Annotated in this window: 1 protein-coding gene; it reads left to right on the top strand. The window is 73.4% G+C overall.

All coding sequences use genetic code 11. The features are described from left to right. Positions 1–417 (top strand): hypothetical protein (locus ACFHVL_RS31470; RefSeq protein WP_416632262.1); only part of this gene is annotated, 417 nt, incomplete at both ends.

Here is a 417-nt window from a genome sequence, read left to right as displayed (position 1 = left end):
TGGAAACCCTGCGCACCCTGCACGCCCTGCACGCCCTGCGCACCCTGCACGCCCTGCACGCCCTGCGCACCCTGCGCACCCTGCGCACCCTGGGCACCATCAGCACCCTGGAAACCCTGCGCACCCTGCACGCCCTGCACGCCCTGCACGCCCTGCGCACCCTGCGCACCCTGCACGCCCTGCACGCCCTGCACGCCCTGCGCACCCTGCACGCCCTGCACGCCCTGCGCACCCTGCACGCCCTGCACGCCCTGCGCACCCTGGAAGCCCTGCGCGCCCTGCACGCCCTGCGCACCTTGAGCACCCTGGGCACCATCAGCACCCTGCGCACCATCAGCACCCTGCGCACCCTGGAAACCCTGCGCACCCTGGAAACCCTGCGCACCCTGCGCACCCTGGAAACCCTGCGCACCCTGC

The organism is Micromonospora sp. LOL_023 (assembly GCF_048060115.1).
Taxonomy (GTDB): Bacteria; Actinomycetota; Actinomycetes; order Mycobacteriales; family Micromonosporaceae; genus Micromonospora_E.
The sequence above is the reverse complement of the archived record's forward strand: the minus strand, read 5'-3'. Positions and strand labels throughout refer to the sequence as shown.